The sequence below is a fragment of the Vogesella facilis genome, assembly GCF_042648525.1.
Classification (GTDB): domain Bacteria; phylum Pseudomonadota; class Gammaproteobacteria; order Burkholderiales; family Chromobacteriaceae; genus Vogesella; species Vogesella facilis.
The window spans coordinates 1-12,878 of record NZ_JBHRXN010000002.1 but is presented as its reverse complement, the minus strand read 5'-3'; the positions used below and the strand labels follow the sequence as shown (position 1 = coordinate 12,878).

The window sequence follows — 12,878 nt, the reverse complement described above, 5'->3', positions numbered from 1 at the left end:
CACTCCCTTACTGCGCCGGGGCGGCCCCGCCCGGCGGCGCTGCCGCCGGTGGCACGGCCGGCGTCGGCCGGAACGGCACGATGCCCGGCACCGGCACCATGCTGGGCGGCGGCGGTGGCGGCACGATGGCCGGCGTAGCGACGATGGTCACCGGCTGCGTGCTGCCGGCCGCCCCGCCGCCACCGCCCACCGTGCTTTCGGTGCCGGCCCGCAGCTGGGTAAAGCGCGGGTCCGGCACCGCCAGGTTGTGCACGATGTGCGGCGTAATCAGCAGCACGATTTCGGTCTTGGAACGGTTGTCGTTATTGCTGGAAAACAGCCGGCCCAGCAGCGGCAGATCGCCCAGGCCCGGCACCTTGGTGATCGAGCTGCGGTCTTCGTCCTGGATCAGCCCGGCCAGCACCTGCGTCTCGCCATCGCGCAGCCGCAGCACGGTATCCGCTGCCCGCGAGCCGATCTGGTACGCGGTGCTGCTGCCAAAGTCCACCTGCTTGACGATGCTGCTCACCTCCAGCCCGACATCGATGGTGACGTCGTCATCCAGGCCGATGCTGGGCTGCACCTCCAGCTTCACCCCCACATCCAGATAGGACACCGACTGCGCGATGCCGGCATTCACCACCGCGGTGCTGGTAAATACCGGCACCTTGTCGCCGATGTGGATCTTGGCCTTCTCGTGGTTTTTCACGCGGATGCGCGGGTTAGCCAGCACGTTGGCATTGCTGTCCTGTGCCCGCAGCCGCACCAGAATGGCCGGGTTGGGAATGAAGGTGGTCAGGCCCAGCGGGTTGGCGCGCAGGTCGATCATGCCCGTGGACAGGCTGCCGCCGGGCGTGGACGACGACACGATCACGCCGCCGGTGGTGGAAGACGTGGTGCTGCCTTTATCCAGCAGGCCGTAGCCGATCTGCGCCGGCCATTCGATGCCCAGGTTCTGCAGCCGGGCGCGGTTCACCTCCAGCACCTCCACCTCCAGGATGGCTTCCGGCTCGGCCAGGTCCTGGGTGGCCAGCAGTTTTTCCGCCAGCTGCACCGCCTCCGGGGTATCCCGCATCACCACCAGATTACGCTTGTCGTCCACGTACACGTCGCGGGTTTTCACCAGCGAGCGGATCAGGTTGGCCGCATCCTTGGCCTCGGCATTGGCCAGGAAGAAACTGCGGATCACCAGCTCCTGGTAGTCCTTCAGCTTGGCCGGGTTGTTGGGGTACACCATGATGGTGTTGTCGCTGAGCACGCGCTGGCTCAGCTGATTGGTCACCAGCAGCAGCTGCACCGCGTCCTCGATGCGGGTATTGCGCACGAAGATGGTGGCGCGCAGGTCCGGCCGCACGTCCTTGTCGAACACGAAATTGATGCCGGCGGTACGCGAGATCACCTCGAACACCGCCTGCAGCGCCGCATCGCGAAACTCCAGGGTGATCGGCCGCGACATCGCGCTCTGCATTTGCGGGCTGAGCAGCGAGGGGGCGCCCTGCTGGTCATACAGCTTGCGCTGCAGCACCCGGGCGTCGCGCTGGCGCGGGTTCTCGGTCAGCACCTGCTGCACGGTGGCCAGCGCGGCGGTGCGGTCGCCTTTCTGCATTTGCTGTTGCGCCTCGTCCAGCAGGCGGGCATGGCGACGGGCCAGCGTCAGCGCCTCCAGCCCGCCCAGCGCCCGCTGGTTCTGCACATCCAGCCGCAGCACGCGCTGGTACAGCTGCTCGGCGTCGTCCAGCTGCCCGCTCAGCTGGGCGCTGTTGGCCGCCGCCAGCCACTGGTTGACGGCCCGTTCGCGCTGGGTGAACAGGTAGCTCTTGTACTCGGCATTGCCGGGCTCGGCCTTGACCACCCGCTCCAGGCGGGCCAGTCCTTCCTCGACATGGCCGTCCAGCAATAGCTGCTTGCCTTCCATGAATTCCTTGTTACTGGCGCAAGCCCACAGCAGCAGCACGGTGGGGAGCAACACGATTAAGCGTTTCAATTTGCGCCTCCTATATTCATGGTTTGCTGCATCTGGAGCGGCAAATAGGTAAGCCGCATGACGGGCGGCGTGATGGCGTCCACCTGGTAGGTGCCGTCAATGACATCATGATTCTTCAGCACCAGGTTGCGGTTGCCGTTGCTGACAAACACCGTGACCTGCTCGCCGTCGATCAGCTTGCCAAGATAGGTAAACGGCAACGGCGGCGGGGCCGGCGGGGCGGGTTTCGGCGGCGGCGGCGGCACATACCAGCTCTGCACCGGGAACAGGTTGGCCGCAGTGCCGGCCGGTGCCGCCGCCCGCGACAGGCTGGCCAGCGACAGCGCGCGCAGCTCCGGCGCCGGTGCTGCGGCCCGGGCCGGGCGCAGCCGCTCGCCACTGGCTTCCACCGCCGGCGCCTGCGGTTCGTCGTCCGGCGCCATCACCACCAACCCCAGCGTCAGCAGCAGCGCGGCGGCGAGCAGCAGGAAACGTTGCCGTGGGGTCAGCATGCTCATTTCCCCCTCATCAGCATGGCCAGGTGCAGGCTGGCCTCCAGCTGTTCCTGGCCGATGTTGTCACGCTTGAAGCGCAGGTCGTCCAGCAGCAGCGCCGGGTTGTCTTGCCTCACCTGCGTCAGGAACTGGCGCAGCTGGCGGTAGCTGCCGCGCAGCGGCAGGGTGATTTCGTAGCGCAGCAGCTGGCTGCCCGGCTGCGGCTGCAGCTTGTAGTCGCCGCGCGGCAGTAGCAGCTGCTGCGCATCGGCCGCGGCATAGACCTTCTGCAGCCACAGTTCCGCCTCGCCCTGCGCCGGGAAGGAGCGGTAAAACTGGCCAAGCCGCAGCTGCGGGCTGGCCACCGGGTGGGCATGCTGGTAGCGCAGCCTGGCCAGCACCTGCCGTTGCGACTGGATCTGCTGCTGCGTGGCCGTCAGCTGCGCCTGCAGCGGCCGGCTCACCGCCAGGTAGAACAGCGCACAGCCCAGCAGCACCAGCAGCAACAGCCACACGGCGCGGTCGGTCTGCGCCAGCAGGTAGCGCCAGCGGGCGGCGCTCATGATGCCGTCTCCCAGTGCGCCTGCAGCGTGAAGCGGATCGGCAGTTCCTTGTCCTGCACATTGATGTGATGCTCCTGCAGCGTCACCGCGCTGAGGCCCGGCAGCCGTTCCAGCCGGGCGATGTAGTCCAGCAGCGCCTGCCGCTGCTTGACCTCGGCGGTGATGTGCAGCAGCCGCTTGTTGCCGTCCGCCTCCAGCGCCAGCAGGGCCACCTGCTTGTTGGCCGCGGTCTCCAGCTCGGCGAACAGCGCATCCCACGGCTGCGACAGCGCATCCCACACCGCGTTGGCCTGCACGATCTGCTTGTGCAGCGCCGGGTCGGGCTTCTGCTCGCCGCCGGCATTCAGCCGTTGCAGGCTCTGCTGGTTATGGTTGGCGACCGCCTGCAACTGCTGCAGGCTGCGCAGCGACTGCCGGTAATGCCAGCCGGTGGCCAGCAGCGCCGCCAGCGCCAGCAGCAGCCACAGCACGCGCCCCAGGCGCACGCCGCGGGCCGGCACGAAATCGAGTTCGAGGGCGCGCATCATCGGCCTCCTCCGCTGGCGGCCATGCCATAGCATGCGGCCAACGCCGCACCGGGCCGGCCGGCATCGTCCGGCAGCTGCAGCGCGCGCAGGCGCGGGCTTGGCCGCGTCGGCGCGATGGCATGACCGGGGGTAAAGGTGGCCAGTTCGCTGGGCAGCTGCGCCTGCTCCAGCTGCAGCAGCATGCGGTGCAGCGCCAGCGACGCCGCGCCCGGCTGCCCGGCCGGCAGGGTTTCAAACAGCAGGCTCTGCCAGCTGCCCTGGCGGAAGCTGGCCAGGCTCAGCAGCCCCGGCTCGGCCAGCAGCAGGCCGCCATCCTGCACGTTCAGCTGTTTGCGCCACAAGTTGAACGCCACCATCAGATAGGGCTGCACCAGCTGCAGGCGGATCGCCAGCCGCTCGCAGATGCCCTGCAGGCCGGCGAGCAGCGCCTCGTCGATGGCGCAGGCCAGCACCGGGCGGCCATAGCCGCTGCCGGACAAGCGGTAGCGCCAGCCTGCGGCCAACTCGCCGAACACCTGGCGGTAGCTATGTCGCGCCAGCGCCAGCCATTCGGCCGCGCCGTGCAGCTCGTCGCTCCACGGCAGCAACTGGTAGCGCGCAAGACGGTTGGACAGCACCACGCTCAGCACCGGCCGCTGCCACTGCCGGCTGTGCAGCAGCTGCTCCAGTTGCGGCAGCAGTGCCTGCCAGCCGGGCGTGGCGGCGGTGTCGACCGTCAGCGCGATGTCGGCAAACTGCGGGCGCCAGCCGGCCTTGGCATGGCGCAGCACCAGCTGCTCGGGGGTGATTGCCAGCAATAGCCGGTCATGCCACGAAAGTAACACGATTGACTTCCTGCAATGTGGTCTCGCCGCGCACCACCATGTCCATGGCGGCCTCCCGCAAAAAGCGCGTGCCGTTGCGCCGCGCCGCCTCCTTGATGGTGCGGATCGGCTCGCGCATCACGATCAGCTCGCGAATCTCGTCCGTCAGCCGCAGCATCTCGCCGATCGCGCGGCGGCCCTTGAAGCCAGTGCCGCGGCAATGGCCGCAGCCGCTGCCGGCGCGGAAGTTGGCCGCAGCGGTCTGCTCCGCGGTGATGCCGGATGCGGCCAACAGTGCCGCCGACGGCTGCTCCGGGTGCGAGCAATGCGGGCAGTTCAGCCGCACCAGCCGCTGCGCGAAGATGCAGTTCAGCGCGGACACGAAGCTGTACGGTTCCACCCCCATGTGCACGAAGCGGCCAATCACATCGAACACGTTGTTGGCGTGCACGGTGGTGAACACCAGGTGGCCGGTGAGCGCCGCCTGCACCGCGATCTGCGCGGTTTCGGTATCGCGGATCTCGCCCACCAGGATCTTGTCCGGGTCGTGGCGCAGGATGGAGCGCAGCCCGCGGGCAAACGACAGGCCTTTTTTCTCGTTGACCTGGATCTGCAGCACGCCGGGCAGCTGGTATTCCACCGGCTCTTCGATGGTGATGATCTTGTCGCGGCCGGAATTGATCTCGGTAACGGCGGCATACAGCGTGGTGGTCTTGCCGCTGCCGGTCGGCCCGGTGACCAGCACCATGCCGTAGGGCTCGCAGATGTAGCGGCGCATCTCGGTAAGCAGGCCCTGGTCAAAACCCAGGCTGTCCAGCCGCAGCTCATGCAGCTGGTCGGTCAGCGCCTGGCGGTCCAGGATGCGCAACACGGCATCCTCGCCCAGCAGGCTGGGCATGATGGAGACGCGGAAATCCACCTCGCGGCCCTGCATGGCGATCTTGAAGCGGCCGTCCTGCGGGATGCGCCGCTCGGTGATGTCCAGCTCCGACATCACCTTCACCCGCGACACCATCTGCTCGGCCAGATCCGCGCCGCGCAGGCTGCCGGCTGGCAGCAGCACGCCGTCCACCCGGTACTTCATCGCCAGGCCGCCGGCCTCGGCTTCCAGGTGGATGTCGCTGGCACCCATCTTCAGGGCGTCATAGATCACCGAGTGCACCAGTTTCACCACCTGGCTGGTGTCCTCGCTGATGGACTTGTAGGAAATGTCCTCGATCGCCGTCGACGCCACCTGCGCCGTACCGTCGTGCCCCAGCAGCAGGTCCACCGCGCGCCAGGATTCCTCCGAGCGCAGCAGGAAGGCGGCCAGATCGGCATGGTGCACCAGGCACCAGTTGGCCGCGGCCGGTACCGCGCAGTTGGCCCAGGCGCGGAAATCGGCATCGAACGGGTCGACGAACAGCAGCTGCAGCGCGCCGTCCGCGCTGCGGCACAGCATGCACTCGTGCTGGGCGGCTTCCAGGTAGGGCACGATGTCGAAGGCCGGCGTCAGCTGCTGCAAGTCCGCCATATCGCGCGCCGGGTAGTGAAAGCTCTGCGCCAGCGCCGCCACGAACGCCTCCGGCGCCAGGCCGGAACGCTCCTCGAGGATGGCAATCAGCGGCCGGCTGCCCAGCCGGGCCTGCTCGCGCGACTCGCGCAACTGCGCATCCGACCACGCGAGGCTGCGGCTGGGCAATAAGGCGTCCTGGCTCATCGTATGCTCCCGGCCAGCTCGAAAATCGGCAGGTACATCAGCACCACCACCGCGCCGATCAGCAAACCGATAAATGCCATCAGTACCGGCTCGAACAAGCGCGTGAAGCGCTCGACGGTCATGGCAATTTCGTCTTCATAGAACTTGGCGATGTGCTCCATCATCGCGCCCATCTGCCCGCTTTTTTCCCCCACCCGCAACATGCGCAGCACCACCGGCGTGGTCAGGTCGTTGCCGTGCATCGCCTGCGACAAGGGCTTGCCTTCCGCAATCTGCGCCGCCACCAGCTGCAGGCGGTCGCTCATCGAAAACTGCAGCAGCCCCGCCACCATGCCCAGCGCCGGCACCACCGGAATGCCGCTGACCAGCAGCATGCCGAGCATGCGATAGAAGCGCGCCAGCTGGTACAGGTGCATGTGCACGCCCAGCACCGGCAGCTGCCACAGGCGATCGAACAGCCAGTGGCGCATGCCGGTTCTGCTCAGCAGGTAGCCCAGCAGCGCCAGCCCGGCCACCACCAGCAGCAACAGCGTCAGCGCGTGGCCCTCGATAAACTGCCCCCACTGCAGCAGCAGGCGGGAAAACAGCGGCAGCTCGCTGCCCACCGCCTCATACACCCGGGAAAACCGTGGCACCACATAACCGAGCAGGAACAGGAAAACCAGCGAACCCATCAGCATCAGCAGCGCCGGGTAAATAGAGGCATTCACCAGTTTTTTCTTTACCTGGTCTGCCTGCTCCTGATAGGCGGCATAACGGCGCAATGCCTGTTGCAGATCGCCGGTTTTTTCACTGGCGCGCACGGTGGCGATATACAGCGCCGGGAAAATACCCGGAAAAGACTGCAGGGCATCGGAGAATGATTTACCTTCCTTCAGCAGGCCGACAATCTGCAATAACACCTGGCGGGATTCGGCGCGCTGTTCTTTTTCATTCAGCGTTTCAATGGCTTCGACCAGCACCAGGCCGGCAGCCAGCAATGCCAGTAATTCCTGGGTAAACAGGTTCAATTGAAAACCGGCATGTTTCCTGGCCGCCAATAAACCGCCACGCAACTGGCGCTTCATCGCCAATACCGCATAGCCCTGATCGCCGGCCTGGCGTAGCGCATCGTCGTCGCTTGCCGCATCCAGTGTCAGCAGCTGTATCTTGCCGATCCTATCGACTGCCTTGATCTCGAATTGCATGGCTGCGCTACCAATTTCCGATATCGGCGTCCTCGCCGCTACCCCCTAACTGGCCATCCTTGCCATAACTGAACAGGTCGAATTCGGCATGCTCACCGGGAAAGCGATAAATATAATTACGCCCCCAAGGGTCCTGCGGCGCGGCTTTTTTCAGATACGGCCCCTGCCAGTTCGGCTCGTCGCCTGGCTTGCCATACAGCACCGTCAAGCCTTGCTCGCTGGATGGATAATGGCCGGTATCGAGGCGATATTGATCCAGCGCTTTTTCGAAGGCGTCTATTTGCGCCCGCGCCGTTTTTACTTCGGCCTTGCCAACCTGCGCAAAATAGCGCGGCGCGACATAGCCGGCCAATAAGCCGATAATGACCAGCACCACCAGCAGCTCAAGCAAGGTAAAACCGCTTTGCCTGGCATTGTGCGCGGGTGCAATAGAAAAAAATAACACGCAGCACTCCCTGCAAACATAAAGTTCGGGAAAGCAATGCAGCTGTTCATCATGGTTTGCAATAGATTGCGCATGCTGCATATTTAGCTTGGCTTCTTTATAGCGCAGCTATTGCTTTCCGCCACGAAATTCATGTTAACCTGCGCTAAAAAGCATAACGCCATCAATGCAATAATAATAATTAAATCGCGTAATTAATTATTAATGGAAGTGTCAATTTCATTGCAATAAGCATCAACCACGATGGCGCACGGAATACGCGCCCAAGTCAGACCGCCGGCATGAGTCAGCCCGGAAACTCCCCCAGCGAAACACCCGCCGCCAGACCGGCGCACGGCGCCACCGCGCGACAAGGTTGGCCGCATGGCCGCAAAGCGCCGCCAAACACAGCGCGGCGGCCAGGCATTTCCGGGCAGACAATGCCCATCGGGTATTGTATTGTCGTATTGGGCGCGCCCGTTTAGATGCGGCCAACCCGCTGCCGCACGGCAAAGCAACCACTGCGCAGGATTCCACCATGGCGATGAACAAGCAGCTCAACCCGGCCTCCTTCATGGCGCTGCTGCTGGATGCCGTGTGCGCGGTGGATAGCGACGGCCGCTTTGTGTTTGTCAGCGCCGCCGGCGAGCAGATCTTCGGCTACCCGCCGGAAGAAATGGTCGGCCGCTCCATGCTGGCCTTCATCCACCCCGCCGACCGCGAGCGCACGCTGGCCGCCGCCGGCAAGATCATGACCGGCCAGCCCAACCCGCATTTCGAGAACCGCTACATCCGCAAGGACGGCCAGGTGGTGCACATCATGTGGTCGGCACGCTGGTCGGAATCCAACCAGATGCGCATTGCCGTGGCGCGCGACGTCACCGAACGCAAGCGGGCGGAATCCATGCAGGCCGCGCTGTTTGCCATCTCCGAGGCGGCACACGCCGCCGAGAACCTGTCGGCGCTGTATCAGCACATCCACCAGATCATCGGCGAGCTGCTGCCGGCGCAGAATTTCGCGGTCGCGCTGTACGACGCCGCCAGCCGGCAGCTGAGCGTGCCCTACCAGGTGGATACGCGGCCGGCCGACACGCCGCTGACGCCGCCGGATCTGTGCGAACTGGGCACCCAGGTGATCGGCAGCGGCCAACCTTTGCTGTGGCAGCGCAGCCCGCCGCAGCCGGCGGATGACTGCGAGGCGCTGGGCGACCCGCTGCTGCAAAGCTGGCTGGGCGTGCCGCTGTGCACCAAGCAGGGCGTGATCGGCGTGCTGATCCTGAAAAGCTACCATGTCAGCATGGCCTACACCCGGCAGCACCAGGAGCTGCTGCAATACGTGTCCACCCAGGTGGCCACCGCCATCGAGCGCAAGCAGCTGCACAGCCGCCTGCAGCACATGGCGCAGCACGACGCGCTGACCGGGCTGCCCAACCGCGCGCTGCTGAACGACAAGCTGCAGGATGCGCTGGCCAAGGCGATCCGCCACAACAGCCGGGTGGCGCTGCTGTACCTGGATCTGGACAACTTCAAGCACATCAACGACAGCCTGGGCCACAGCGCCGGCGACCTGCTGCTGCAGGCGGTGGCGCAGCGCCTGAGCCAGTGCGTGCGCGGCGCGGATTCGGTGGCGCGCATCGGCGGCGACGAGTTCATCGTGCTGATCGAAGACCTGCAGCGCCAGGAGCACGCCAGCCTGGTGGCGGAGAAAATCCAGCAGGCGTTTGCCATGCCGATCGACATCAAGACCAGCACGCTGCACATCAATGTCAGCGTCGGCGTCGCCCACTTCCCGGAGCACGGCAGCAACGGGCAGCAGCTGCTCAGCCACGCCGACGACATGATGTACCAGATGAAAAAACAGCGCCGCGGCCTGCCCGCGCTCTGACTGCGGCCAACCCTGGACGGCAAAAAGCCCCGGCAGCCTGCGCTACCGGGGCTTTGTACTGCGTTGGCGGCGTGGCTTACAGCCAGCCGGCCACGCGGGTGCCGTTGCTAGCCACCCATTTTTCCGCTGCCGCGGCCGGCTTGATGCCGTTCTCCACGTCCAGCATCACGTTGCCCACCTCTTCCGCCTTCCAGCTGAATTTCTTCAGGAAGCTGGCCACCTGCGGCGCCTTGGTCGCCAGGCCCGGGTTCATCACGGTATCCACGTGCTCTTCCTCGCCGTAGACCTTTTTCGGGTCTTCCAGGAAGCGCAGGCGCCACTTGGCGAACATCCAGTGCGGAATCCAGCCGGTCACCGCGATCGGGCGCTTGGCATTGATGGCGCGCGCCAGTTCGGAGGCCATGCCCGGGCCGGAGCTAGGCAGCAGCTTCACATCCAGACCGTAGTCCTTGATCGCCAGCTCGGTCTTCTTCATCACCCCGGCGCCGGCATCGATGCCGACGATGCGGCCCTGGAACACTTCCTTGAACTTGTTGAGGTCGGCAATGCTCTTGGCCGGCACGTATTCCGGCACGATCAGGCCGATCTTGGCGCCCGGGTAGTTGGTACCGGCGATCACCACCTTGTCCTTCAGCTTCTGGTAGTAGTCGCCGTGGGTGGCCGGCAGCCAGGCCGACAGCGTGGCGTCCAGATCGCCGCGCGCCACGCCCTGCCACATGATGCCGGCAGCTACCGGCACCAGTTCCACCGGGTAACCCAGCTTGGTCTTGATGATGCTGGCCGCCACCTGGGTGGTGGCCACGCTGTCGGACCAGCCCTCCACGTAGCCGAGCTTGATCGTCGGCTTGTCGGCGGCAAAGGCGCCGCTGCTACATGCCACGGCAGCTGCCAGCAAGGTCATACGGGTGAAGTACTTGCGATTCGTGTTCATCTCTATTCCTCAGCCTGTTATGTAAGTAATGACGAGAAACTGCCCACTGCGAATGCCTGTATGGCACTTCTTATTGAATGTCTTCCGGCTTCACTACCAGCCAGTTCTTGTCGGCGGTCACCGGTTGGCCCAGCGCCTGCTGCTGCTGCGCGGCCTTTTCCCACCACGACTGCATCGCCGGCATGTACTTGGCCTTGCGGTTCACCCACACCCGCATGCCGCCCTTGTCCACGTCGGTGCTGTTCAGCAGCATGTAGCCGTCGGAAATCGGCGTGTCGCCCGCCACCAGCACCGGTTTGCGCCACTGGTCGATCCAGCCGACGATGCTGCCGAGCTTGCCTTCGTACCAGGTCATCGGGTTCATCAGGAACGGCGTCAGCTCCAGCCCAAGGTTGGCCGCAGCGTCGTACTTGCCCTTCTTGATCTGCAGCCGCGAGGTGGTCAGCGCGCCGCTGGCACGGTCTTTCAGCAGCAGGTTCACGCCGATCACGTTCTGCGGCTTGACGTTGTAGCCATACTTGGGATCGCTGGCCACCATGCGCACCAGCTCCTCGCTGGCGGCGGTCATCACGTACACCTCGATGCCGTTTTCCCGCAGCTTGTTGTACAGCTCCTGCATGCCGGTGTAGATGCGCGGCCGGTTCACCGTACCCTCCACCACCTGCTCGCCGCTGTAGTACTTGATCGGGATCGGCTTGTCGTAGGCCATCAGCTCGTCGACATAGCCCTTCAGCTCCTTCAGCGTGAAGCCGGAGAACACCTGCGCCACCCACGGGTAGCACACCAGGTCGTCCACCTCGCACAGCCGGTAGTAGTAGCTATTGAGGCTTTCCTTGAAGCCCGCCGTGTCCTTGAACGGCAGCAGCTTCAGCGACGGGTCCAGCTTGTCGCGCGTCAGCACGCCCTTCATTTCCAGGTACGGCAGCAGCGATTCTTCCAGGTCGTAGCGGTAACTGGTGTTGTCCATATCGAACACCGCGTACTCGCCCTTGTTGGCGTGCTTGGCAATCAAGCCGTTGAGCTTGCCGGCCACCTCGGCCGGCCAGTGTTGCAACTCGGTGGCCTGGCTGCCGCCGGCGGCCAGCAGCAATGACAGTGAAACGGCAAGGCGTTTGAAACGATTCATCAGCAACTCCTGTAGGTGGGGACAAAACTGCCGACAACAAAAAACCCGGCATGCCTGACATGCCGGGTCGGGATGAATTTATGCCCCCCACACCTCGCCAAACACCCGCAGCCAGTTTTCCCCCAGTACCTTGCGCATCTTGCTTTCGCTCCAGCCGGCCTTTTCCATCGCGGCGGTCAGGTTGGGGGTCTCGCCGATGGTGCGGATGCCTTCCGGGTTGAGAATGGTGCCGAAGCTGGTCAGGCGGCGGTAGCGGCCCTTGTCGTGGGTGATCCAGTCGAAGAAGCCCTTGTCGTAGCCCTGGGTGAAGTCGGTGCCGAAGCCGACGCAGTCCTCGCCCACCAGGTTGATCACGTAGTCCATTGCCTCGACGTAGTCGTCGACGGTGGCTTCGATGCCGCGCTTCAGGAACGGCGGGAACATGGTGACGCCGATGAAACCGCCGTGGTCGGCGATGAACTTCAGCTCCTCGTCGCTCTTGTTGCGCGGGTGCTCTTTCAGGCCGGACGGCAGGCAGTGCGAGTAGCACACCGGCTTCTTGGATTCCAGGATCGCCTCTTTCGAGGTGTTGCCGCCCACGTGCGACAGGTCAACCATGATGCCGGTGCGGTTCATCTCGGCGATCACCTCGCGGCCGAAGCCGGACAGGCCGCCGTCACGCTCGTAGCAGCCGGTGCCGATCAGGTTCTGCGTGTTGTAGCACAGCTGCACCACGCGCACGCCCATGTCGGCGAAGGCCTCGATGTAGCCGATGTTGTCCTCGAAGGCATGCGCGTTCTGGAAGCCCAGGATGATGCCGGTCTTGCCGTCGGCCTTGGCCTGGCGGATGTCGTCGGTGGTACGCACCAGCGACAGAATCTCGTCGTACTGGCGGATCTTCTGCTTCATCTCGGCGATGTTGCTCACGGTATCGGCAAAGCCTTCCCACACCGACACGGTACAGTTGGCCGCGGTCAACCCGCCTTTGCGCATGTCCTCGAAGACCGAGCGCTCCCACTTGGCAATAATCAGGCCGTCGATGACGACGCTGTCTTGATGCAATGACATGATGGCGTTTCCTTTGAGCATGAGTTGGCCGCAGCGGGGCGCCAGGCGCGCCGCCGAGACAGGATTAACAGTGACGGATCAGGCGGTGACCGCCTTGCGCGACGGCGTGCCGTGCTGGCTGTCCAGCAAGCGCAGCAGCGGGTGGCTGCCGGATTCCGGCAGCTTGGTCACCGCAAAGCGATACGGCGCTGCCACCTTGCGCAGCAACAGCCACAGGTAGTCGGCAAAGCTGCGGCGGATGATCAGGAAC

General features: G+C 64.7%; 12 protein-coding genes. 1 reads left to right on the top strand and 11 read right to left on the bottom strand.

What is annotated here, in order from left to right; translation table 11 throughout:
- Positions 1-7: 7 nt before the first annotated feature.
- From ACFOLG_RS01235 to gspG, 8 genes are read right to left on the bottom strand one after another with little or no spacing between them, the layout of a single operon-like run.
- Positions 8-1,963: a secretin N-terminal domain-containing protein gene (locus ACFOLG_RS01235; RefSeq protein WP_386087567.1), complete on the bottom strand. Its 1,956-nt coding sequence runs from the start codon at positions 1,961-1,963 to the stop codon at positions 8-10.
- Entirely contained in the window at positions 1,960-2,460 is a 501-nt protein-coding gene (locus ACFOLG_RS01230; RefSeq protein ID WP_386087565.1) for a hypothetical protein, read from the bottom strand. Before ACFOLG_RS01230 ends, ACFOLG_RS01235 begins: the two co-directional genes overlap by 4 nt.
- Positions 2,457-2,999: a GspMb/PilO family protein gene (locus tag ACFOLG_RS01225; protein WP_386087563.1), complete on the bottom strand. Its 543-nt coding sequence runs from the start codon at positions 2,997-2,999 to the stop codon at positions 2,457-2,459. The genes ACFOLG_RS01230 and ACFOLG_RS01225 overlap by 4 nt, the downstream gene beginning before the upstream one ends.
- Positions 2,996-3,526: a hypothetical protein gene (locus ACFOLG_RS01220; protein ID WP_386087561.1), complete on the bottom strand. Its 531-nt coding sequence runs from the start codon at positions 3,524-3,526 to the stop codon at positions 2,996-2,998. Before ACFOLG_RS01220 ends, ACFOLG_RS01225 begins: the two co-directional genes overlap by 4 nt.
- Positions 3,523-4,350: a hypothetical protein gene (locus ACFOLG_RS01215; RefSeq protein ID WP_386087560.1), complete on the bottom strand. Its 828-nt coding sequence runs from the start codon at positions 4,348-4,350 to the stop codon at positions 3,523-3,525. The genes ACFOLG_RS01220 and ACFOLG_RS01215 overlap by 4 nt, the downstream gene beginning before the upstream one ends.
- Positions 4,331-6,028 carry a GspE/PulE family protein gene (locus ACFOLG_RS01210; protein WP_386087558.1) on the bottom strand — a complete coding sequence of 566 codons (1,698 nt, stop codon included), beginning with the start codon at positions 6,026-6,028 and terminating at the stop codon, positions 4,331-4,333. Before ACFOLG_RS01210 ends, ACFOLG_RS01215 begins: the two co-directional genes overlap by 20 nt.
- Entirely contained in the window at positions 6,025-7,215 is a 1,191-nt protein-coding gene (locus tag ACFOLG_RS01205; RefSeq protein ID WP_386087556.1) for a type II secretion system F family protein, read from the bottom strand. The genes ACFOLG_RS01210 and ACFOLG_RS01205 overlap by 4 nt, the downstream gene beginning before the upstream one ends.
- 7 nt (positions 7,216-7,222) lie before the next feature.
- On the bottom strand, positions 7,223-7,741 hold the full coding sequence (gene gspG / locus ACFOLG_RS01200) for a type II secretion system major pseudopilin GspG (RefSeq protein WP_386087554.1): 519 nt from the start codon (positions 7,739-7,741) through the stop codon (positions 7,223-7,225).
- Between the two features lie 436 nt (positions 7,742-8,177).
- Here gspG and ACFOLG_RS01195 point away from each other — a divergent pair, with 436 nt between their 5' ends.
- Entirely contained in the window at positions 8,178-9,524 is a 1,347-nt protein-coding gene (locus ACFOLG_RS01195; protein ID WP_386087552.1) for a sensor domain-containing protein, read from the top strand.
- Between the two features lie 76 nt (positions 9,525-9,600).
- Here the strand turns inward: ACFOLG_RS01195 and ACFOLG_RS01190 are convergent, their stop codons facing one another.
- The 3 genes from ACFOLG_RS01190 to ACFOLG_RS01180 form a co-directional block, all read right to left on the bottom strand.
- Positions 9,601-10,455 carry a glycine betaine ABC transporter substrate-binding protein gene (locus tag ACFOLG_RS01190; protein ID WP_386087550.1) on the bottom strand — a complete coding sequence of 285 codons (855 nt, stop codon included), beginning with the start codon at positions 10,453-10,455 and terminating at the stop codon, positions 9,601-9,603.
- A 70-nt stretch (positions 10,456-10,525) separates the two neighbouring features.
- Positions 10,526-11,581, bottom strand: coding sequence for a haloacid dehalogenase-like hydrolase (locus tag ACFOLG_RS01185; RefSeq protein ID WP_386087548.1), 1,056 nt, complete (start codon positions 11,579-11,581; stop codon positions 10,526-10,528).
- 78 nt (positions 11,582-11,659) lie between these two features.
- Positions 11,660-12,628: a dipeptidase gene (locus ACFOLG_RS01180; RefSeq protein WP_386087546.1), complete on the bottom strand. Its 969-nt coding sequence runs from the start codon at positions 12,626-12,628 to the stop codon at positions 11,660-11,662.
- Positions 12,629-12,878 lie beyond the last annotated feature (250 nt).